We start from the raw sequence: 21,341 nt of genomic DNA on the forward strand, positions 1-21,341 counted from the left end.
AAGTAAAGTCAGAGTTCTTTTTTCTGTTAATTGTTGAGCCAGCAGTCGATTATTTTTTGCAGCCTTTCGGTTTTTAGTGTTTCTCCGGTTTCCGGAACCGGTATATCATTCAGCCAGAGATAGACGGCTTCCTGAAGGAACTAAAAAAGATAGCAAAAAACAAATCAAGGGGCGAGTTACTGGAACCCGCACCTTTCAACAAAAATGGATGCGTTTAATCAATGCTTACTTATTCTTCTCGTTGTTCTTCCTGGTGTTCAAAGACTCGATCACCTTTATCGTATCTGTTCCCTCAAAAGAAGCCATACCCGAAGCTACTTCATTTTCATACCCTACTTTTCCTTTAAAAGTTACGATTACCTCATCTCCAGTTTCAAGGATAGCTTCAACTTCTTCCCGATCAAACTTGAGCATTCTCTCAAGAATCCCGTCTCCATCCCGATCCATCAGATATTCGCTTTCATCCTTGACAAAACCGTACTTCGGATCCGTAACTGCCGAAACTGTTTCATCGTTCAGGAAAATACTAAATAGGAACATGCTGGATGCATCGATTCCGGCAACATCATACCCATCAGGAAGTTCGATGTATGCAGTAACCCATTTTCCACCGCTCCCCAGGTTAAGGGTATCGGGGTCGAAATCAACTGTTGCAACAATCGGAAGAACAGTGACTGTTAGCTGATCCTGCCCGATTCCACCGTCATCATCCAAAACTTTCAGAATTACATTGAACACGCCCGGTTCAAAATAGGTGAAGTTTCCGGAAACCGTGCCACCTGACTCAGGATTCCTGTTCTCCTCTGTAAGCGAACCTGTCTCAACCGTTCCTTCCCCAAAGTTCCATTCGGCGGTGTGCTTGTCCAGCCAGCCAGCATCAGAGAAATTACCTGCATAAGAAACAGGGTCACCCGCAGTAACTTCAAGATCAGGGCCTGCGGTTACTACCGGGACAGCATTAAGCACGGTAACGTTGAGGGTATCGATTCCAGTTCCACCGTCATCATCCGTTACATTGAGAATTACAGTATAGACACCGTCATCCGCATAAGTATGAGATGTGTTCAGATCTCCTGTAATCGTTGAGCCGTCCCCGAAGTCCCACACTATGGTATGGGTATCGAGAACTCCCGGATCAGTAAAGCTTCCGGAGAAGCTGGCCCTAGAACCTTCGACCACTGAGATATCAGCTCCGGCCTTTACCTGTGGGGAAACGTTTCTCACCTTAACCGTAAGGTTGTCTGTCCCAACCCCACCGTCGTCATCCGTTACATTGAGAATTACAGTATACACACCGTCATCCGCATAATTATGAGAGGTGTTCAGATCTCCTGCAATCGTTGAGCCGTCCCCGAAGTCCCACACTATGGTATGGTTATCGAGAACTCCTGGATCTGTAAAGTTTCCGGTAAACTGAATGAGATCCCCTTCAAACACTTCGAGGTCAGATCCTGCATTCACCACGGGGACAGCATTCATCACGGTAACATTGAGGATATCGGTTCCAGTCCCACCGTCATCATCCGTTACATTAAGAGTTACAATATACAATCCGTTGTCCACATAGGTATGTGAAGAGTTCAGATCCCCTGATGACGTTAATCCGTCGCCGAAGTCCCACTCTATTGTATGGCTGTCATTGGCTCCTGGATCTGTAAAGTTTCCGGTAAACTGAATGAGATCTACTTCAAACACTTCGAGGTCAGATCCTGCATCCGGAACGGGGACAACATTCATCACACTAACCAATAGTGTATCATTTCCAGAGTCCCCTTCTTCGTCAGTTACAGTTAAGTTCACTGTGTAGACCCCGTCATCTTCGTAGACATGAGAAGTGACAAAAGATCCATCAACTACCGTTCCTTCTACTATTAATCCATCACCAAACTCCCAATTGGTGGAATACGTGTGTGACCCTGAAGCCGTATAGTTCCCTTCAAAGTTCACACTGGTTCCTTCCTCCACCGTTTGGTCCGTTCCTGCGTCAACAATTATCGGTGCTTTTTTGGTCGTTGCAGTCAAGTTGACCCACGTCTCATTCACATTCCCGTAAATATCCGCCGTGCACGTACCGATTGTATAACTTGTTTCAGGTTGGAGGCCGGTGGCGTTGAAGTATTCGGCAGAGGTGTTGGTCTTGAAGGTGCCGTTAAGGTAGATTTCGGTGTGGTTGAAGTCGGGGTCATTGGGGTTTGTCCAGGTCCAATTTATCCAAGTTGTACCGTTGGCGGATTGGAGATTGAAGACAGGAGATAGGGGTATCTCTGGCTTAATGGAAGACTCATCGATACTAACTTTGTATTCATGGACTTCATCTTTCTTTATGGTACTTCTAAGAGTGGTTACTTCTGAATATTCATCAACTAATGAAGGATCAAATTTACAAAATTGCAAAAGGTATTCTCCATCCTCAGTTCCCTTGATTATTAATTCATAATCACCTTTGAAATCATCTGGTAAGGAAATGAATTCATCCAGCTCAAATAATGTGTCAGGATCGCCTCTATCCGAATAACCAATTTGACCTGGTGGCATGTATTTTGCACCAATTATTTCATTAACAATCCCCGTATCTGTACTCCCAACTAATCTACCCTGACTGTCCTTAAGTAGCATTTTTATAGGAGATCCTGCTATAATGATGGTGCGTCTTCTCCCACTGTCTTCTTTTAGGAACTTCCACTGAAAGCCATAAGGTTCCACAGGAGAACCAGCACCATCGGAACAACCCAGCTCACAAACTAATGGTACATAGACTTTACATATCTCAAATTTATGTCCTTTGTATTCCCTTTCTTTAAATGTTACTGCTGTTTGTTTATCAAATGCATACCATGCCCTGTATTTGATCATCGTCAAATCATTGTGATCGTCATCCAAATAATTTTCTAAATCAAGATAAGCAACGTATGCACCATTTCTCAATGTTCCCGAAGTCCAAGGATCGTAGAAATTCCACTTATCACTATGCCAAATTTCAGCTGCACCATTTTGTAGATATACTGTAATAGAACCAATTGATGGGTAACCTTCTGCTACTGTGAGTTCTCGAGAAGGAAAACCTAATGCACGCTCAAATGATGTAAACAGATAAGCATGTGTAATACAGACCCACGGAGAATGGGTGTCTAGAGCTCCATTTTCTAATTCACTAAGTATCCAAACATCATTTTGTCTTATTCCTTTCGAGATATCAGATTCTAGATTATCATCAACAAATCTAAATACATTAAATGAAACTTTTCCAGGATCGTCGGGAAAAGCATCAATCAAGTGAGTTTCTGGATTTGTCGAGGCTGCTATTAATGCATATTTACGAACAAGCGGATTACTTATATGGGAAAAGTCAGTGTCACCTTCCTTATAGTATGTAAGATCTTCATCTTGATATCTCTTATACGGCTCAGTATAGAAATTTGGATACTGAATGGACAATACCTCACCATTTTCTGATTCTGGTTTTGTGAACGGTGATACATCCAATTCTTTCCCATCTACTCCGGAATCAGTGTCTGTATCATAGGAAATTTTGATTTTTATTGAATTTGTCAGCTCAATTTTTTGGTTGGCACAGATTACTCCTTTATAGATATCATCGTTTTCTACACCTGCAACGTTTATCCAATTTGTTACAGAAAATTCTTGACCTGGTAAGACATTGCCTTCGTAAATTACTTCATTATCTTCAACAGAAACTACTTCATCGTTACTCTGGAATGAGAATTTTACATTATGTATTGTATCGGGCAAATTGTTCTTGAAAGTGAAATCTAATTTGACCTGATCGTAAGGTACAACCATTTCATCTTCTTCATCTTCCCATACTGCAGAAACAATTTCTATGGGGTCTACTTCAGGTTCCTCAACATTAATGTAAACTCGTGACGTATCACTTTCTTTTCCGTCACTAACCGTTACATCTACAAAAAATGTCCCTGTGATTGGAGGTGCACCAGATGCTGGTAAATCTGCAGTCCATGTTACAACAGAACCACTTCCTGATATGAATCCCCCAGATGATTCATAAGAATAAATCAGACTGTCTCCTTCATAATCAAAAACTTCAACACTTATTGTAGTTGATTCTCCCTGAGTAATCTGAGATGGTGATACATCTATAGATTGAATAATAGGAGCATGGTTAGAAGTTTCTTCTCCTGTAACATCTATATATATCCTTTCAGTGTCAGTTGATTTTCCGTCACTTACAGTTACGTCTACAAAAAAAGTACCAACAATTGGTGGTGCACCAGGAGCAGGAACATCGGCTGTCCAGGTAATAATTGCTCCCTCACCATTAATGAAACCACCAGAGGACTCGTATGAATATGTTATTTCATCTTCATCTGCGTCGTAAGCTGTTACTTTGATAATACTTGTTCCACCCTGCGGGATTTCAGTTGGAAGTACTTCGATATTTTCAATAACAGGTACAAAATTTGGTTTTTCATATGCGGTAACAGTACATCTACTTGTTCCCGTCTCTTCAGTTGTATACATTGTCACATAAATGTGATATTCTCCAGGAACATCCGGTGCCACCCAAGTAACTTGATTTCCAGAACCAATGATAGATCCACCTGTTGTTTCGTAAGAATATCCAAGTATGTCTACGTCTTTATTTACAAACTCGTTAAGATCATCAAGTTCATCATATACGGTTATCACTGAGCTTTCACCTGTATAGAGATCCCTAGGTTCCACGATTATTCTTGATATTGGGACCATTTGACCAACATAAAAGTGTCTATCACTAAATATCAAGTAAATAAATCCATTTTCTGAAGCTATTCCATTTGCTCCGGAATCTATCCCTCCTATAAGTATAATATTTAATGGATCCGATATATCTATATATTCTACTACGCCAGAAGAACGCAAATATGCGCGAGTTCCATCAATGACGATATCATCAATTGGCCGCATATAATTATTATCCCCTTCCTCTTCTCCATCTACAGGAGAGAGTTCACCCATATCTGATAATTCCAAAACAAAGAATGAATTATCACGGTGAGATGATGTTGCATAGAATACATAATTACCGACGACTTCAACGTCAGTAACCTCCACTTCAATACGTTCAGTCCCCCCAATGCCAATGTATTCAACCTTCTCTTCAATATAATACTTATCAACATATTTTGGTTCAGAACGAGTCGTAATATCAAGGACTAAAATGCCCGATGCTCCTGATCCAATGCCAAGTAGAACGTAGTTTTCAACAACACAGACACTAACTACTTCTTCTTCAGTGTCTTCATATTCCCCTACTAATTGAGGATCCAGAGTACTGATATCATAGACTAAAAGACCTAAGTTTGTCCCGACGTATGCAAAATTGTCTACTATTTCGATATCATAGGAAGATATTCCATATTCAAATTGACTTGTTTCTTCATATGTAATAATTTCTGGATTATTTGGATCATTTATGTCTATAACTATCATAGGACATATATTTGAAGTAAGATAAGCACGGTTTCCCTTTATTTTGATTATATCAGAATACGTATATTCTTTGGTAAGTTCACATTCTCCTGCAAAAGTAGGATTTTCAGGGTCATGTATATCTAGAACCACAAAAGACTGTCTAATGTTGGCTGAATCTATATTAATAAGATAAGCATAATCCCCTTCTACTGCTATCCCGCTGTAAATCTGTTCAGATTCAGTATATGAACCACCTGTGCCTCCATATCTGTAATACCAATCACCTGGGAAACCAGAAGCGTTAGTAGTTGTTAATATAAAAAATAAAACAAAAATAAACAGTTTTCCTGTTGCTTTTATTTGTTTCAAATTCAATTTTCTATCTTTAAATTCATCAGATTTAAAATACATAATTGTACTAACCCCCATATTTCAAAATGCAATACAAAAATTATATCAAATTGCAAATTTATAATACAAGTTGTATCAAAACTAAAATGGATTCTACAATTGGGTAATATCCCATTTCAATTTTTATTTCATTTCGACAAAAATAGATTATTTTCATTGATTAATATAGGTATCCTCTTCAAATTTAGGGGTAGCAACGTGAATTCCACGGATTTGAGTAGAATCAAATTAATATTATTAGTTGTGGAATCACATCCATGCGACCCATTTAAGTTATAAACTTCGTGAATTTAACAATTAAGTATTTGCCTGGGTGGAAAATTCACCGCTGATTTTGAAGAGGATGCCAAAAGTTTACTTTTGTATTAATTGTGCTTTCGGCATGTAGCCTGTTCATTTTTGAATTTGGCCAAGGCCTGATCTCAAACATTTCTCGCAGATCTGCAAGCCTTCTTTCACAATGAACATCCCAAAGTTCGGAACTTGCAGTTCCACAGGGCAAAAAAACACTTGAAAAATAGTATTAATGAATCAAAAACATAAACCACAAAAAAGCAGGCCTGGATACCGGAGAGAAAAACTCTCCAGCACCCGCCAAAAAAAATATAATTAATGATGCCTATGTTTGGCCTCTTCTCTTTTAAACTTCGCAAAGGCCTGTCCGGAAACTTTCAGACATTCTTCGCAGAGCATCACGTTTTCTTTTACAACACCTTTCCTGAAGTTCGGGATATGCAGTTCCACAGGATAAAGATCGGTTTTTGTCCCGCAGAGTTTGCATTTGCCGGAGGTTCCGGCCAGGTCTCCCCTGTCTACTTTCGCAAGGGTGGCCTGGGCCGATTCCAGACAGACCTCACAGAGGCCTTTCCAGACGCCTTCGGGGTAGGCGAATTTCAGGAGGGGACCCCCCTGTACGCGCACTGGGTTTACGGTTGGAATTCCACGACCGCATAGATCACAATCTGTCATATCTCATACCTCCTTATACCAGTACCTTTGCGGCTTCCATAGCCCACTGTACGAAGGGTTCGGGCCAGAGGCCGATTGCAAGTACACCTGCCATTGCAAGCACGAGGGCGATTGCGTAGGGGAAGGGTTCGCTGACCCGGCCACCTTCGGGGGGCAGGATGTACATATATTTCACGAGCCTTGCGTAGTAGTAGAGGGAGAGCGCGCTGTTCAGGATCGCGATCACGGCAAGCCAGGTCATGCCTGCTTCGATGGTCGAGGAGAAGAGCACGAACTTGGCCATGAAACCCGCGGTTGGCGGGATTCCTGCAAGGGCAAAGACGAAGATCATCATGGCAAAGGCGGTCAGGGGCATTCTTTTCCCGAGGCCTTTGAAGTTGTCCAGATGATCAGGGATTTTCAGGTTGCCTCTCTTTTCGGAGGTTACCATCCAGACGACCACGCCTGCGGCGATGAAGGCGCCTGCTTTCATGAAGGCATGGGCCAGAGTGTAGAGGATACCGCCTGCAAGGGCCATCGGGGACATGACCACGAAGGCCATTGCGATGTATCCGGCCTGGGCCAGAGAGGAGTAGGCGAGCATTCTCTTGACACTGGTCTGGGAGACTGCGACCACGTTTCCGAGGGTCATTGTGACCACTGCGAGAATCGTGAAGGCGAACTGCCAGTCAGGTTGAAGCGCAGCAAGGGCCACGATGAAGACCCTGAAGGCTGCGATAAAACCCATCTTCTTCGAGCCAGCTGCCAGGAGGGCGGACACAATCGAGGGAGCTCCCTGGTAGGTATCCGGGGCCCACATGTGGAAGGGAACCAGAGCCATCTTGAAGCCGAACCCTGCAATCAGGAGGACGACTGCAACAAGGCCTATCGGGGAACTCGCAAGGAGGTCCGAGTTGGCTGCAATCAGGGGGATGCTTGTAGTCCCGGTTGCTCCGTAGACGAAAGTCATGCCGAAGAGCATGAGGGCGGCCGAAACCGAGCCAATCACAAAGTACTTCATGCCGGCTTCAAGGGACCTCGGGTTCTGCTTCTCGAAGGCTGCAAGGGCGTAGGTCGCAAGACTTGCAAGTTCAAAGGCACAGAAGAGCACGATGAGGTCATTGGCGGAAGCCACGATCATCATGCCGAAGGTCGCAAAGAGCGACAGGGCGTAGAACTCTTCGGTATGGCTACTGTTTTCGTTATACTTGACCCCGGCAATTGAGACCAAAAGGGCCACTACCAGGAAGACCAGTTTGAAAAACTGGGAAAGAGCGTCTATACTCAGAGTGCCGGAAAACATCGCGGCATTAGTCCCGAAGCTGTTAATGGTCAGACCAAGAGCAGCCAGGAGGCCGAGAGTTGCCAGGTATCCGAGCAGGTTTTTGCTCTGGGGGGACATGAAAAGTCCCGCCAGAAGCACAATCAGGCCGGTCACAACGACCGCGATTTCAGGGGCCAGGAGCATAAGGTTTTCCATAGCTCACACCCCCGCTGCAGCCGCAAGGCCGACTATTGCATCCGAATTCGTAATCATCATATCAAGCACCGGACTCGGATTCAGGCCGAAGTAAAGCACCAGAAGGGCAATTACGGCCATTGCGAGGGTCTGGGGCATGTCCAGGTCCGCCACAGGTCCGAGTTTCTCATTGTACACGCCAAACATTGCCCTCTGCATTGCCCAGAGGTGGTAACCGGCGGTAATTACGATTGCCAGGAGAGCGATTATCACAAAGATAGGCAGCTCTCCGAAAGTAAAGGTCAGGACCAGGAACTCGGCAATAAATCCTGTCAGGCCCGGAAGGCCCAGGGAGGCCATGAAGCCGACCATCATGATCACGGTAAGCTTTGGCATTTTAGTTGCAAGCCCGCCGAGTTCGTTGATGATTCTGGTCCCTGTGTTTTTGTGGATTACCCCTGCGGACATGAACAGGATGCTCATGATAAGCCCGTGGGAAAACTGCTGGAACATGGCGCCGGAAACTGACATTGTTACCAGGCCGGCTGCGCCGAGAGTCACGTAGCCCATGTGGCTCACACTGGAGTAAGCTATCATGCGCTTGAGGTCTTTTTGCCTGAGGGCAAGGAGAGCTCCGTAAAGTACACTAACTCCACCAAGGAGGCCCATGACCATAATGAGCAGGTCAGGACTGCCGGTGTTGGGGAGCATGGGGAGCATGATCCTGAAGAGCCCGTATCCACCGATTTTCAGCAGGACAAAGAGTACACTGCCTGCGGTCGGGGCTTCGGAATAAGCGTCCGGAAGCCAGGAATGGAAGGGGAAACTCGGGATTTTAGCGAGGAAACCGAAGAGTAGCGCAAGGAAGATCGCATCTCTCAGTATTCCCGATTCAATGAACTGGAACTGAGTAATCAGTTCACGGATGTCAAAGGACGGGATTCCGGTCTGCTGCCAGGCGGCAAAGAAGATCCCGAAGATCCCGAGCAGCATCACCAGGGACGCCACATGAGTGTAGATGAAGAACTTGTAGGAAGCGTGTTTCCTCTTTTCTCCTCCCCAGAGGTTAACCATGAAGAAGAGGGGAATGAGGGTAAGCTCCCAGAAGATATAGAACATGAAGAAATCCAGAGACACGAAGACACCAATGACGGCTGCCTGCATGGCCAGGATAAGGGCGAAAAACCCGTTCGGGGACTGCCTTTCCTCAGTCCAGGAATAGAGGACAAGGAGAGGAGTCACGATTGCGTTTAAGAGGATCAAAGGCATGGAAATGCCGTCAATCCCGACGCTGTACTTGATCCCGAGAGACGGGACCCAGTTCATGGACTCGAAGAACTGCATTGCTGCAGTGCTGCTGTCAAAGTTCAGGTAGGCAAAGAGGGTCAGGCCAAGGGTTGCAAGGGAGCCTGCAAGGGCAAGCGTTGCGGCCTGGTCTTTCGTTTTTGTGAAAAAGGTTACTGCTGCAAAAATCAGCGGCACCAGAATCAATAAGGATGCGACCGGCAGCATCAAAGCACCTCCACTATTAACTTAACAAGTATGATCAGCAGGCTTACTCCTGCGACCACTACGGCTGCATAGGTCTGCACGACCCCGGTCTGGACCTTTCTGAGGACCTCTCCGGCTTCAACCGTGATGATTCCGACTGATTCCACAATGCTGTCAATTATGACGTCCACTACCTGAGTGAGGAATGCGATTACGCCGTAAACGATTCCAATGGAGAAGAACTCGGTGAAAATCTCGTTCTGGTAGTAGCGCCTGTAAAGCAGTTTGTAGATAGGGTTCTTTTCGGATGCGATGGCTCCGAGGTTCACAGCTCTCATGTAGTAGAGCACGAAGGAAATCCCAAGTCCTGCAAGGGCAACGATAAGCGGGAGCCAGATGATTAAGAGGGGCTCATGTCCTGTTGCGTGGACAAGTTCGTTTCCCCCGAGGGCTGCAAGGCTTCCGATGTCAACGTTCACGAAACTGTTGCTGAAGGTTTCCTCAAGGAAGCGCATAAAGCCGGTTTGAGTCAGGCCTCCGAAAACCAGGGCAAGAACTGCCAGGATTGAAAGGGGAACGGTCATCGTGGAAGGGGACTCATGGCCTCCGTAGTTGCTTCTGGGCTTGCCCGTGAAGGTCATGAAGATCAGCCTGAAGATGTAAACCGAGGTCAGGAACGCAGCCAGGATTGAGAAAATGTAAGGCAGCCAGTTTCCGTTGTGTTCTCCGAGCAGGTAGGCGCTCTCAATGATCGCGTCCTTGGAGAAGAAACCGCTTGTCCCGATAGAAGTTCCGGGAATTCCCATGCCTGAAAGGGCAAGGGCCGCTGCGGTCATGGTTGCTGCGGTAATTGGCATTACCTTTGCAACTCCTCCAAGTTCTCTCATGTCGTGAGTGCCCACAGCGTGGATTACACTTCCGGCACAGAGGAAGAGGAGAGCTTTGAAGAAGGCGTGGTTGATCAGGTGGAAGAGAGATATGCCGACTGCTTCCATTCCGATTGTCGCTCCGAGCCCCAGGCCCAGCATCATATATCCGAGCTGGCTGATGGTGGAGAAAGCAAGCACACGCTTGATGTCGTTCATCACAATGCCCATGGTTGCTGCAAAGAGCGCGGTAAACCCACCGACGTAGGCTACTACCATAAGGGAACCAGGAGCTGCGAGGAACATTGGGAAGGTCCTTGCGACCAGGTAAACCCCGGCGGTAACCATTGTTGCCGCATGGATAAGAGCCGAAACCGTTGTCGGGCCTTCCATTGCGTCAGGCAGCCACACATGCAGCGGAAACTGCCCGGACTTTCCGACGGCTCCTCCGAAGAAGAGCAGTGTAATAATAGTAAGGTGACTGATTTCCGTCCCGAAGATATTTGCCTGCATTGCAGAAAGCTCTGGGATGTAGGAAAAGATTTCGTTGAAGCGGAGCAGGTAGACTCCTTCAGGGATTCCACCGACTATTTTCAGGAGGTCAGAGGTAAGCACGACGATTCCGGTCAGGAACATCACGTCTCCTATCCTGGTAGTCAGGAACGCTTTCTTGGCTGCGGCTGCGGCCGAGGGTTTTGCGAACCAGAACCCGATAAGGAGATAGGAACAGAGTCCCACAAGTTCCCAGGAAACAAAGAGCTGCAAAATGTTGTCCGAGAGGACCAGGGAAAGCATTGCGGCCGTGAAAAGGGCGGTTTCCGCAAAGTACCTGGACTTTGCCGGGTCATGGGACATGTAGCCTACCGCGTAGATGTGGATCAGCAGACTCACAAAGGAGACCATGCAGAGCATTACCGCGGCAAGCGGGTCAATTAATACCCCGAGGTTCAGCATTGCGAACCAGGAAATAGACTGGGTGACGACCTCTTCGGGATTGGCCAGCAGCCTGAGGGTAATCATTAAGGAAATTACTAAGGAGGCGGCAATGGCGAGAATCGGGACAATTGCCCCTCCGGACTTCATATTTTTGCCGAAGAAGAACGTGATTACAAACGCCAGTGCAGGAAGCACCGGAATTAAAAACGCGAGGTTTTCCAGAGCCATTTTTACCACCTCAGAAGGTTGAGCTCATCAAGGTTGATCTTATCATGCATCCTGAAGATTGCCATGAAAATCGCAAACCCTATTGCCGCTTCCGCTGCCGCAAGGGCGATTGAGAAGAGGGCAAAGACCTGTCCGTTTAGAGTGTCCGTGTAACTTGAAAAAGCCACCAGGTTCAGGTTTGCGGCGTTGAGCATAAGTTCGATACACATGATAAGCCTGATACCGCTTTTATGTGTCATTACTCCAAAAAGCCCGATCGAGAAGAGCAGGGCTGAAAGGCCGAGGTAGAAACTTAAAGGAATCATTCACTTCCCTCCCCTTTTGCCATATAGATTGCGCCTATCAGGGTTGCGAGCAGGACAACGGACAGGATCTCAAAGGGCACCACGTAATGGGTGAAAATCAGCATTCCAAGCCCTTCGATGTTACTGGGGTCCTCAAGGTTTCCTGGAAGCTGGGAGACCGGGTTCCAGGCCGTCCCGAAAGCTCCAAGCACCACAATGGCCAGGAAAAGGACGGACACCACTAAGGCTGCGAGTCTGTTATTTTGCACCTGATCCACCTCCTATTTCACGTTTTGTCAGCATCACGGCAAAGAGAATCAGCACACCTATGGCTCCTATATAGACCAGGACCTGGACAACTCCGAGGAACTGGGCGTTTAAGAGGATGTAAAGCGCGGCCACGCCGAACATGCATACAACAAGGGAAAGCCCGGCTCTTACAACGTCCTTTGCGATAACCACAAGGACTGCAAAGAAGACCGTTACCCCGGAAAGCAGGCCAAAAGCTCCCATTTCAAGAAGGGCCCATAAGGTTTCGAGTCCTATCATCGTTCATCACCTTCATCAATGTCAACTTCTCTTGCCAGCTTGGCGGGGGTCATGAGCATGTCTTTGTGTTTCCACTTGACAACTCCTTTAGTGTATTCTTTCCCGCTGGAAAGAGCGCCCTTTGGACACTGGTCAATACAGAGCCCGCAGAAGAGGCAGTGACCTATATCAATTTCCGGGAACCAGCGTTCTTTAGTGCTGCCCGGGGCAATCGGAGCTTTTACGATCCTGATTGTGTTGTTAGGGCAGGTGTTGGCGCAGATCCCACAACCAATGCACTTGCTTTTATCGAGGATCTGAAGACCCCTGAACCTGTCGGGAAGCTGAGATTCAACTTCCGGGAATAGTCTGGTTACCGGGGGCTTTGTGATGTTTTTCAGCGCATATTTAATATTTTTAAAAACCATTATTTTACACTCCCAGGTAGAGCCCGAGCCCCACTGCCCAGACAAGGTTCAGAAGGGAAAGAGGCAGGAGTTTTTTCCAGCTCAGGTCCATGACCTGGTCGATCCTGTACCTTGGTACAGCCCATCTCATCATGACAATAGTACAGAGGACAAGGACGGTTTTGATAAGCAGGAAGAACGTTGGTGCGATCAGGCCTAAAACAGCGTTGTTTGAGACAAAAGCCGGTACGTTCCAACCACCAAGGAAAAGCAGAGCCACAAGGAAAGACCCGAGGATCATGTGGATGTATTCGGCAAAGAAACCAAGCCCGAAACGCATTCCACTGTATTCGGTAACCCAGCCGGCGACCAGTTCTTCTTCGGATTCGTTCTGGTCAAAGGGGAGTCTTCCCATGTCGGCCATAAGGGCAACAAAGAAAACAAAAAACCCGAGTGGCTGCAAGAATATATTCCAGAGCAGGCCCTGGGCCTGAGCAATTTCCACGATGTTGAGGGAACCTGTCATTACCACAATACTGATTATGGTAATTCCGAGAGGCACTTCATACCCGACCATGCGGGCAAAGTTTCTGAAAGCCCCGAGAAGAGAGTATTTGTTGTTGGATCCATAAGCCATCATGAAAATCCCGAAAATCGAGATTGCAGACATTGCCTCGATGTAGAGGATACTGATGTCTATTTCAGTGACCGCAAGCGGATATTCGACTCCGTTTACGAAGACAGCCCCGACCGGGATTGCGACAAGCATCAGGAAAACCGAGCTCATCATGAAAATAGGGGCATTCTTAAAGAGTATTTTGTCAGCGTTTCGAGGCATCAGGTCTTCTTTTGTGAAGAGCTTGATGGCGTCGGCTACAAGCTGGAGCAGCCCGTATTTACCTACCCTCATGGGGCCGTATCTTTGCTGGATATCTCCGGAAAGTTTCCGTTCAATCCAGACAGCTCCCATTGCTCCGAGGAAAATGGCGCCTATAAGTGCAAGCCCCACAATGCCCCGGATTAAGGGAAAAAATGGAACTATGAATTCAGGAATTTCTATCATTGCGCTCACCTGTCCGCTTCACTGGTGCAGCCGTCCATGCTTCCTGCAATTGCTGCCACATCCGCAACCGTGGTCCCAATGATTAAGGGGGGCAGGGCCTGCAGAGTCGGGAAAACGGGGCCTCTGACCTTTACTCTGTAGGGTTTGTCCGAGCCGTCCGAGATCATGTACATGCCCATCTCGCCTCTCGGGTCTTCGACCCTGTGGTAAACCTCGCCAGCCGGGACTCTCATTACGGGAGTTCTCCTGCCATAGGGAGTGTTTACCGGGAAGATCGGGCCTGAAGGTAGTTGGTCAAGGCACTGCTCAATAAGGTAGATGCTTTCCCGCATCTCGTTAAGCCTGACCTGAATCCTTGCGAAGATGTCTCCTGCGGTTTCCGTGCAGACCTTGAAGTCCAGGTCTTCGTAGACCAGGTAAGGTTCGTCCTTCCTTATATCGAAAGGAACACCCGTTGCTCTGAGAGCCGGGCCCGAGACCCCGAGGTCTTTTGCAATATCGGCGGTCAGGATTCCCACCCCTATGGACCTCTGCTTGTAGATGCTGTCCGAGTTGAACATTTCCTCGTAGTCGCTGATGGTTTTCTTGAGGGAGTTCAGGACCGGAAGGGTTTTTTCCTTAAAGCCTTCGGGAAGGTCTTCTCGCACTCCGCCAAACCTGAGGTAAGTGTGTGTAACCCTGGCTCCCGTGACTATATCGATCAGGCCGAGGATTTCTTCTCTTTCCCTGATCGTGTACATGAACATTGACACGAAACCGATGAATTCCCCGAATTCCCCCAGGCCGAGCAGATGGCTCTGGAGCCTTGAGAGTTCTTCTATGATGACTCTTATGTACTGAGCCCTTTTCGGAACCTCGATTCCTGCAAGTTTTTCCACGCAGCCCACAAAACATTCCTCGTTTGTGAGGGCCACAAGGTAGCAGATCCTGTCAACGATTGTAATTCCCTGAAGGTAGGTTTTATTCTCCAGGATTTTTTCAATTCCTTTGTGAATGTAACCCAGTTCCACATCAGCATCCAGCACGGATTCCCCTTTTAACCTCAGGTTAAGCCTGAAGGGACCGGGCTGCATTGGGTGCTGAGGACCCAGGTGTAAGATCATTTCATCTGATCCGACATTTTCTTCCATTTTTCTCCCTCACACCAGGTTTCTGGCTGTTTTGTTCGGGAACCCTTCGTAGTCTTTTCGAAGAGGCCACTCACCCAGCATTTCCTCTGGAAGTAACAGAGGCCTTAAGTCCGGATGGTTTTTGAATACGATTCCGTAGAGTTCGTAGGTTTCCCTTTCATACCAGTTGGCGTTCCAGTAGACCGGCACAACGGACTCGATTTTCGGGCTTTCTCTGGAAAGCACTGCCTTGAGCGTCAGGACCACAGGATGGTCGTAGGAAGCGATATGGTAGACAACTTCCATCTCGTTTCTTTTGGGATAGTCTACTCCGCAAACACTGCCAAGGTGGCCGAACTGCAGGGAATCTTTCAGGTACTGACAGACTTCCTTTGCTTTTTCCCCGTCCACGTTTGCCTGGACGCGGATCTCGGATTTGATTTCGGCTTCCGAAATCATTTCAGGAAACTTGCCGGTTAATGATTCGATAATTGTTCTGGCATCCATGATTTTTCCTCGAATAAAATGATCCGAAAAACCTCAGTATTCCGTGCCCAGGTCCTTTTTGGCCTTGATCTTTTCCTGAAGTTCCACAAAACCCTGGAGCATGGCCTCAGGCCGTGGGGGGCAACCGGGAACGAAAACATCGATTGGGAATATCTCGTCAATGTTCTGAACCGTACTATAGGACTCGTAGAAAGGCCCGCCGCTGATCGAACAGTCTCCAAGACAGAGCACCCATTTCGGGGCAGGCATCTGGTCCCAGAGCCTTTGCAAAGCCGGCAGGTACTTTTTGGTCACGTACCCGCTGATGAGCATGACGTCTGCCTGTCTGGGGGAGTTTCTCGGAATGATCCCGAAACGGTCCGTGTCATAGTGAGCACAGCCCATGGCAATCATTTCCACACCACAGCAGCCCATGGGCTGGGTCATGAACCAGAGCGAGTTTTTCCGGCCCCAGTTAATCAGGTCCTGAGCTATTGTTTTCTTGAGGAAGTTACTGATCGCTCCGGAGGTGGTTGTAATCACTCCGGGAACTCCATCAATAGAATCTTCCTCTGTTGTTCCGCTCGTTTTTTTTGACTTTATTTCACCCATGTAAGGGCCTCCTTCTTCCAGAGATAGAGATAGCCGATAAGCAGTATGAAAACAAAGACAAACATCTCAACAACCGCGATTGTGGTAATCCCGTGCCCCTTGTAGACCGTGGCCCAGGGGTAGAGGAAAAGCACCTCAATATCAAAGAGGACAAAAGCAATTGCATAGAGATAATATTCAACATTAAACTGGATCCTGGCAGTCCCGGTGGGAATCGAACCTGATTCGTATGTTGTGTATTTGTTTGCTGCCTTGCTTCTCGGACTCAGTTGCTTTACTAAAAACATTGTCACGGGCGGCATAATCAGGCCCACGGCAAGGAATATGGCAACTGGTATGTAACTATCGATGATTCCAGCCATTATATCACGACTCCTCAGGCAGGATGCCTGCGACTTTAATCATGGGAAGAATGCCGTCAACTTTCAGGCATTCCGTTCCACGTTTGGATTTTTCTATTCTGCTTTTGAAACAAGTTCCCGTAGCAGGCAACGCAGTTTTTGAAATTATTTTCCCTCGGCCAATGTTGGATCTGCTTGTCATGCGTAGCACACCGTCCCTACCTCTCAGGACTTTTAGTACTACACGATAGGGAATTGGACTGAGGGAGCATCCAAATGTATCATAACATATTCAACGTAGTCAATTAAGACTCAGGCTGGTCAATCAGGGCTTGCCGAAGCAAGCTCCCCCTTTATTGGGGGGTTATTGACCTTTAAAAGTGCAATAATCTGAAATTGCAGGTATTTGATAATCCTAAACTATATACATTCTTTAACAAGTCTTGGAAACTCTGCAGGTCTATTATAACCTGGGCATTAATATGTGAATTTATTAACCCGGAAGCGGAGAATACACCCTCCGAAACAAGGTCGTAAGCCCTTTTACAGATCGAATATATAGTGGGAAAGTTCAGGAACTTATTAGGAGGTAATTATAATTGATAATCTATAATTATTATTCCATTTTCCACTAATAATTCTGCAAATGATAGAGGACTTATATATAGGTATTTGCTAGATAATTAATAATATATAAATATTCAGTATAATTAATTAGAACTCTGACCCTCCGGATCCCGCCCGGAAGAAAACAGAACCTTGTGGCACAACTATCAACATATTCCAGAATAATACATTAAATAAATATATTATTAAAGAATGTGCACGGAAGAGCCTATTTAAAGGAATTTTGCTAATTTTGCTAATTTTGCTAATTTTAGAACTTAAATATAGAGGAATGAATACGAGGGGTAATTATATTAATAGCTATAAAAAACCTCCCAATACTTTATTATTAATAATGACAAAATGGCCATAAAATCGGGGACCTTTTTATATATTTTCACGGATTCATAATATATTTTGTAGAGTGTGGCGTATCGTCTGAAAAACGAATTAAATTATTTACAATACCTTTTGTAAAGTTACTGGCAGTTAAAAACTGCGAGGATTTACTATTAATAAAATATATATAATAATATATAATACAGCGTTTATAGAACATACTGGGCCGGCTTTCCCGGAAACCAACTTGAAACCACCTTAAAACCACCTTAAAACCACCTTAAAACCACCTTGAAACCACCTTGAAACCGTTTATAAGAACCAACACATTATAATAATACGTTTCCTGATAGGGAGGCAGGTGCTATCTCATGAGGGTAAACGAAAATTGTGTAGGATGCGGGCAGTGCGCTGCCTTTTGCAAAAAAAATGCAATTGAAGTCCTGGGAAAAGCCAGGATAACAGACGCCTGTGTGGAATGCGGGATCTGTGCTTCCTACTGCCCTGTTAAAGCTATTGAAGTTGAACTTAAGGTGTCGGCATGAAAGCGCTGGTAATCGGGGCCGGACTTGGAGGACTTTTGAGCGCGGCCAGGCTTTCAAAGGCCGGGTACGCGGTAGAGGTCTTTGAGAGGCTCCCCATCACGGGAGGCAGGTTCACGAACCTTGAATACGAAGGCTTCCAGCTCTCCAGCGGGGCTTTTCATATGCTCCCCCATGGTCCGGGAGGTCCCCTTGCACACCTGCTTTCCGAAGTAGGAGCTGAGGTTAAGGTCGTGCGCTCGGAACCCCTGACAATGGTGCGCGTACCTCTGGAAAAAGGGGGCAGTGATTATACAGAGGGTTTTCGGGATATTCCCTTCAGTGAGTTTCCTTCCAGGCTCTCCAGAAAAGACCGTATGAAAATTGCCTATCTTCTTGTAAGTACCAGGAGAACCCGGCCCACGGGAAGCTCCCTGAGGGCCTGGATCAAGGCCCAGCTCAAAGACGAGGACGACTGGCTGGTAAAACTTGCGGATTCCTTCTGTGGCTGGTCTCTGAGTTTAAAGAGTGAGGAGATCTCCGTGGAAGAGACTTTCGAGATAATTGAAAACCTCTACCGCTATGGCGGCCCCGGTATCCCCATGGGAGGCTGTAAAGGCGTAATCGAAGCCCTGGAAGCCGTAATTACGGCAAACGGGGGAAAGGTCCATACAAAAAGCGAGGTCTCGAAAATCCTGATCGAAAACGGAAAGGCTGTTGGCTTAATCGTGGATGGCGGTAGAGAAAAAGCCGACCTGGTAATCAGCGACATAGGCCACCCCGCAACCGCAGGGCTCTGCGGAGAAAAGGAAAAAGGCCCGGAGGTAGAAGGCTGGAAAGCTTACCTCAAGCAGGCCGGAACTCAGGAACCCTCAGCCGGCATAAAGATCTGTCTTGCGGCAGATGAACCCCTTATAGGACATTCGGGGGTTCTCCTGACTCCTTACGCAAAAATGATTAACGGGATTAACGAGGTTACACACGTTGACCCGGCTCTCGCCCCGGCAGGAAAACACCTTACCATGGCTCACCAGCACGTAAGTCCTGAGAGGGTAAAGTTCCTTGAGGAGGAAATCGAACTCGGGCTTGCGGACCTTAAGGAAATCTTCCCGGGCAAAAGATACGGGGTTCTGTTCATACAGTCCTACCATGACGACTGGCCGGTTAACCGGGCGGCTTCAGGCACGGATGTCGGAAACGGGACCCCGGTTTCCGGGCTCTACGTTGTCGGAGACGGGGCCAAAGGCCGGGGAGGAATCGAAGTCGAGGGAATAGCCCTTGGAGTTGTCGATACCATGAAGAAAATTCTGGGTTAAAATCAAGAACGCAATGTTCCAAATAACTCATCTTAAACTCATCTCAGATCTTATATACTCCCTCAGCTTTAAAATTATAATTTTTGTATAAAATGCAAGGCAATAACCCAATATAATTCTGAAAACCAGACATGTATGTATATATCTGTGTCGATTGAAGTTATCTATTCGGAATCGCTAGCAAGAGGACTTTCAACCACGGAACACACGGAAGGACACGGAAAGAATTTACCGGAAATCTACACTCAGCATTATATCTAACCTCGATTGATACTTCCCCAATTTCCGCTTCGGGACACGAGTTCCGCTTCGGGATCACAGGAAATCGAAGATTTCCTGGGAGTTGCGATGAAATCGCAACAGCACGGGGTCCGTTTCGCTAAGCTCAAGCGGACTAAAAAACACCAGAGAAACCTTAATTGTCATCTTCCGACATTCTTTTTCCGTGCTTTTCCGTGCCTTTCCGTGGTTTAAGTATTCTTTCGAGATTAGTTGGAGAATTTTGGTACCTGACTATAAAAGCCTGAAATTTAAAAAAAATCATTCAAGCAGGTGTTTAGCATTCACCCCAGAAACCCAGGATTTGTAAGCTACACAAAAAACGTCTTCCTTCCTGTTACCAACGTTTGCAGGAACCACTGCGCCTACTGCGGGTTCAGGCGGGAACCCGGACAAATCGGAGCCCGGCTCATGAAGCCGGAAGAACTAATCCCTATCCTTAAAAACGGGGTGAAGGCGGGGTGTACGGAAGCCCTCTTCACTTTCGGGGAATACGCGGAAGAACTGCCCGAGTACAGGGTATGGCTTGAGGCTCTCGGTTATTCTTCCACAATCGAATATCTTGTTTATCTCTGCGAGGCCGCGATCGATATAGGAATTCTTCCGCACACGAATGCGGGGGTCATGACCCGGGCCGAGTTAAAGGCCCTGAAACCTGTAAACGCGAGCATGGGGCTGATGCTTGAGACCACGGCTGCCCTCGAAGCTCATAAAGACTGTCCCGGAAAAGTTCCCGAGCGGAGACTTGAAACTATCCGGGATGCCGGAAGGCTAAAGATTCCCTACACAACAGGCCTCCTTATAGGGATCGGAGAAAGTCGGGAAGACAGGGTTGAGTCTCTGGAGGCAATTTCCGGCCTGCACGAAAAGTACGGGCACATCCAGGAAGTCATTATACAGAACTTCGCTCCAAAACCCGGGACTCTTATGGAAAGCTGGCCTGAGCCCACAAAAGAAGAAATGACGGATACGGTTGTCCTGGCCCGGCAGCTTTTGCCTGAAGACATCTCAGTTCAGGTCGCCCCGAACCTGATCGACCCGAAGACTTTGATCGAAAAGGGTGTGACGGACCTTGGCGGGATTTCTCCGATTACGATTGACTGGATTAACCCCGAAGCCGCCTGGCCGGTCGTGGAAGACTTGCAGGCCAAACTGGGAGCAATGCCTCTTAAGGAACGCCTGCCCATCTATCCTCAGTACATCAAAAAAGGCTGGTATTCGGCCCGGATAAGCAAGTTGATAGAAAAGCTATCGGACACGGAAGGGTATAGAAAATAGACAGAAGGGTATAAACGAACTGGTTTCAGCTTCCCGGAGAGAAGTTCCTGGATATGGAGCTTCCGAATAATCAGAAAGAATAGCGAAAATTAAAATCATATAGGACTTAAGCAGTTGAACAAAAAACCAGCAGGTGTCAACTATCCCCACCTAAAACCTTTGCCTAACGGCTCAGGTTTTTGAGGAAAGGGTCTCCTGCTGAGGTAAGATGAAGCACCAAACTATCATATGCCGGGTTTTATATATCAAGTGCGTAACTCCTACCACCTATCTCAGTGCGTAATTTCTACCACCTATCTCAGTGCGTAATTTCTACCACCCATTTCAGTGCGTAACTTTTACCACCTATTTCAGTGCGTAATTTCTACCACCTATCTCAGTGCGTAATTTCTACCATGGA

The 21,341-nt window shown here is 46.8% G+C and carries 18 protein-coding genes; 3 read left to right on the forward strand and 15 right to left on the reverse strand.

What is annotated here, in order from left to right; genetic code table 11:
- Positions 1 to 225 precede the first annotated feature (225 nt).
- From ACZ5QV_RS12955 to ACZ5QV_RS13025, 15 genes are all read right to left on the reverse strand, one after another.
- Positions 226 to 5,844 (reverse strand): PKD domain-containing protein, encoded by a 5,619-nt coding sequence (locus tag ACZ5QV_RS12955; RefSeq protein ID WP_464600194.1) that lies wholly within the window; start codon positions 5,842 to 5,844, stop codon positions 226 to 228.
- A 609-nt stretch (positions 5,845 to 6,453) separates the two neighbouring features.
- A complete protein-coding gene (fpoO, locus tag ACZ5QV_RS12960; protein WP_464600195.1) occupies positions 6,454 to 6,813 on the reverse strand; it encodes a F420H2 dehydrogenase subunit FpoO in 360 nt (119 codons plus the stop codon).
- Between the two features lie 13 nt (positions 6,814 to 6,826).
- Complete coding sequence (gene fpoN / locus ACZ5QV_RS12965; RefSeq protein ID WP_464600196.1) at positions 6,827 to 8,272, reverse strand: F(420)H(2) dehydrogenase subunit N; 1,446 nt, start codon at positions 8,270 to 8,272, stop codon at positions 6,827 to 6,829.
- Between the two features lie 3 nt (positions 8,273 to 8,275).
- Entirely contained in the window at positions 8,276 to 9,763 is a 1,488-nt protein-coding gene (gene fpoM / locus ACZ5QV_RS12970) for a F(420)H(2) dehydrogenase subunit M (protein ID WP_464600197.1), read from the reverse strand.
- Positions 9,763 to 11,772, reverse strand: coding sequence for a F420H2 dehydrogenase subunit FpoL (gene fpoL / locus ACZ5QV_RS12975; RefSeq protein ID WP_464600198.1), 2,010 nt, complete (start codon positions 11,770 to 11,772; stop codon positions 9,763 to 9,765). The genes fpoM and fpoL overlap by 1 nt, the downstream gene beginning before the upstream one ends.
- Before the next feature lie 2 nt (positions 11,773 to 11,774).
- A complete protein-coding gene (gene fpoK / locus ACZ5QV_RS12980) occupies positions 11,775 to 12,077 on the reverse strand; it encodes a F420H2 dehydrogenase subunit FpoK (protein WP_464600199.1) in 303 nt (100 codons plus the stop codon).
- On the reverse strand, positions 12,074 to 12,325 hold the full coding sequence (fpoJ, locus tag ACZ5QV_RS12985) for a F420H2 dehydrogenase subunit FpoJ (protein WP_464600200.1): 252 nt from the start codon (positions 12,323 to 12,325) through the stop codon (positions 12,074 to 12,076). The genes fpoK and fpoJ overlap by 4 nt, the downstream gene beginning before the upstream one ends.
- Positions 12,315 to 12,605 (reverse strand): NADH-quinone oxidoreductase subunit J, encoded by a 291-nt coding sequence (locus tag ACZ5QV_RS12990; RefSeq protein ID WP_464600201.1) that lies wholly within the window; start codon positions 12,603 to 12,605, stop codon positions 12,315 to 12,317. Before ACZ5QV_RS12990 ends, fpoJ begins: the two co-directional genes overlap by 11 nt.
- Positions 12,602 to 13,012 (reverse strand): F420H2 dehydrogenase subunit FpoI, encoded by a 411-nt coding sequence (fpoI, locus tag ACZ5QV_RS12995; RefSeq protein ID WP_464600202.1) that lies wholly within the window; start codon positions 13,010 to 13,012, stop codon positions 12,602 to 12,604. Before fpoI ends, ACZ5QV_RS12990 begins: the two co-directional genes overlap by 4 nt.
- Before the next feature lie 4 nt (positions 13,013 to 13,016).
- Entirely contained in the window at positions 13,017 to 14,054 is a 1,038-nt protein-coding gene (gene fpoH, locus ACZ5QV_RS13000) for a F420H2 dehydrogenase subunit FpoH (RefSeq protein ID WP_464600203.1), read from the reverse strand.
- 5 nt (positions 14,055 to 14,059) lie between these two features.
- Complete coding sequence (gene fpoD / locus ACZ5QV_RS13005) at positions 14,060 to 15,184, reverse strand: F420H2 dehydrogenase subunit FpoD (RefSeq protein ID WP_464600204.1); 1,125 nt, start codon at positions 15,182 to 15,184, stop codon at positions 14,060 to 14,062.
- Positions 15,185 to 15,193: 9 nt separating this feature from the next.
- A complete protein-coding gene (gene fpoC / locus ACZ5QV_RS13010) occupies positions 15,194 to 15,670 on the reverse strand; it encodes a F420H2 dehydrogenase subunit FpoC (protein WP_464600205.1) in 477 nt (158 codons plus the stop codon).
- 33 nt (positions 15,671 to 15,703) lie between these two features.
- Positions 15,704 to 16,261, reverse strand: coding sequence for a F(420)H(2) dehydrogenase subunit B (gene fpoB, locus ACZ5QV_RS13015; RefSeq protein WP_464600206.1), 558 nt, complete (start codon positions 16,259 to 16,261; stop codon positions 15,704 to 15,706).
- Positions 16,249 to 16,623: a F420H2 dehydrogenase subunit FpoA gene (gene fpoA / locus ACZ5QV_RS13020; protein WP_464600207.1), complete on the reverse strand. Its 375-nt coding sequence runs from the start codon at positions 16,621 to 16,623 to the stop codon at positions 16,249 to 16,251. Before fpoA ends, fpoB begins: the two co-directional genes overlap by 13 nt.
- Positions 16,624 to 16,627: 4 nt before the next feature.
- Positions 16,628 to 16,804, reverse strand: a complete 177-nt coding sequence (locus ACZ5QV_RS13025; protein WP_464600208.1) for a hypothetical protein — start codon at positions 16,802 to 16,804, stop codon at positions 16,628 to 16,630.
- Positions 16,805 to 17,918: 1,114 nt separating this feature from the next.
- Here ACZ5QV_RS13025 and ACZ5QV_RS13030 point away from each other — a divergent pair.
- From ACZ5QV_RS13030 to cofG, 3 genes are all read left to right on the forward strand, one after another.
- Entirely contained in the window at positions 17,919 to 18,092 is a 174-nt protein-coding gene (locus ACZ5QV_RS13030; protein WP_464600209.1) for a 4Fe-4S binding protein, read from the forward strand.
- On the forward strand, positions 18,089 to 19,384 hold the full coding sequence (locus ACZ5QV_RS13035) for a phytoene desaturase family protein (RefSeq protein ID WP_464600210.1): 1,296 nt from the start codon (positions 18,089 to 18,091) through the stop codon (positions 19,382 to 19,384). The genes ACZ5QV_RS13030 and ACZ5QV_RS13035 overlap by 4 nt, the downstream gene beginning before the upstream one ends.
- Positions 19,385 to 19,936: 552 nt before the next feature.
- Complete coding sequence (gene cofG, locus ACZ5QV_RS13040; RefSeq protein WP_464600211.1) at positions 19,937 to 20,941, forward strand: 7,8-didemethyl-8-hydroxy-5-deazariboflavin synthase CofG; 1,005 nt, start codon at positions 19,937 to 19,939, stop codon at positions 20,939 to 20,941.
- Positions 20,942 to 21,341: the final 400 nt, after the last annotated feature.

Source organism: Methanosarcina baltica (assembly GCF_055394095.1).

Excerpts from the sequence above, each read along its gene's own strand:
- ACZ5QV_RS12955 (WP_464600194.1), bottom strand. The coding sequence starts at position 5,844 with ATGTATTTTAAATCTGATGAATTTAAAGATAGAAAATTGAATTTGAAA.
- fpoO (WP_464600195.1), bottom strand. The coding sequence starts at position 6,813 with ATGACAGATTGTGATCTATGCGGTCGTGGAATTCCAACCGTAAACCCA.
- fpoN (WP_464600196.1), bottom strand. The coding sequence starts at position 8,272 with ATGGAAAACCTTATGCTCCTGGCCCCTGAAATCGCGGTCGTTGTGACC.
- fpoM (WP_464600197.1), bottom strand. The coding sequence starts at position 9,763 with ATGCTGCCGGTCGCATCCTTATTGATTCTGGTGCCGCTGATTTTTGCA.
- fpoL (WP_464600198.1), bottom strand. The coding sequence starts at position 11,772 with ATGGCTCTGGAAAACCTCGCGTTTTTAATTCCGGTGCTTCCTGCACTG.
- fpoK (WP_464600199.1), bottom strand. The coding sequence starts at position 12,077 with ATGATTCCTTTAAGTTTCTACCTCGGCCTTTCAGCCCTGCTCTTCTCG.
- ACZ5QV_RS12990 (WP_464600201.1), bottom strand. The coding sequence starts at position 12,605 with ATGATAGGACTCGAAACCTTATGGGCCCTTCTTGAAATGGGAGCTTTT.
- fpoI (WP_464600202.1), bottom strand. The coding sequence starts at position 13,012 with ATGGTTTTTAAAAATATTAAATATGCGCTGAAAAACATCACAAAGCCC.
- fpoH (WP_464600203.1), bottom strand. The coding sequence starts at position 14,054 with ATGATAGAAATTCCTGAATTCATAGTTCCATTTTTTCCCTTAATCCGG.
- fpoD (WP_464600204.1), bottom strand. The coding sequence starts at position 15,184 with ATGGAAGAAAATGTCGGATCAGATGAAATGATCTTACACCTGGGTCCT.
- fpoC (WP_464600205.1), bottom strand. The coding sequence starts at position 15,670 with ATGGATGCCAGAACAATTATCGAATCATTAACCGGCAAGTTTCCTGAA.
- fpoB (WP_464600206.1), bottom strand. The coding sequence starts at position 16,261 with ATGGGTGAAATAAAGTCAAAAAAAACGAGCGGAACAACAGAGGAAGAT.
- fpoA (WP_464600207.1), bottom strand. The coding sequence starts at position 16,623 with ATGGCTGGAATCATCGATAGTTACATACCAGTTGCCATATTCCTTGCC.
- ACZ5QV_RS13025 (WP_464600208.1), bottom strand. The coding sequence starts at position 16,804 with ATGACAAGCAGATCCAACATTGGCCGAGGGAAAATAATTTCAAAAACT.
- ACZ5QV_RS13030 (WP_464600209.1), top strand. The coding sequence starts at position 17,919 with ATGAGGGTAAACGAAAATTGTGTAGGATGCGGGCAGTGCGCTGCCTTT.
- ACZ5QV_RS13035 (WP_464600210.1), top strand. The coding sequence starts at position 18,089 with ATGAAAGCGCTGGTAATCGGGGCCGGACTTGGAGGACTTTTGAGCGCG.